Below are 602 nucleotides of genomic sequence, written 5' to 3' on the forward strand. Positions count from 1 at the left end.
CTGTAATAACGGTACAGTTCGAAGTGGCAGAATGCTCTTAAGAACAAAGCCTCACCTCTTAATGAAGCACGTTTTGCTTCATCTGTTGCATTAGCTGCAGTTGCATTTGGTAATGCAGCCAGTACACGGTTTACGCGATCAATGATACGGTAGTACAGGTTAAACGCTGTATAACTATCACGGATAGAGATATCTGTTGAAGTGTATTGCCATTCGTGAACAGTAGCTGCATTGTAGAAGTCAGCAGATACTACTTCATCCGCAAATACCGCATTCAGCAGAATACCCATTTCAACGTTCATAGCAGCATACGCACCAATGATACCTTGCTCATTGTTCGTAATTGTTTTCAGTGCTATATCTCCCGCAATAAGGTCGGTCTCTTTAATCTCTACCAGTTTCTGGCAGGAAAAAAGCGTAGACACTAACATCGCAGAGAGGATCAGTATTTTCGTTTTTTTCATTTTCATTGTTTTAGGAATTCGATAATGAATATTAATATCTTAAGTCTGTTTGAATTAGAAATTAATATCCAGACCAGCTACGAACATTTTAGGGTTAGGATATTCGTTTAAGCTGATGTTGTTACCATCTTCAGGATC

The 602-nt window shown here is 39.0% G+C and carries 1 protein-coding gene; it reads right to left on the minus strand.

Annotation, left to right across the window (positions count from 1 at the left end; all coding sequences use genetic code 11):
- A partial coding sequence (locus ACH30E_RS16880) for a RagB/SusD family nutrient uptake outer membrane protein (protein ID WP_490825767.1) occupies positions 1-464 on the minus strand: 464 nt, incomplete at its 3' end.
- Positions 465-602: the final 138 nt, after the last annotated feature.

The organism is Sediminibacterium sp. FW305-C-61 (assembly GCF_058231065.1).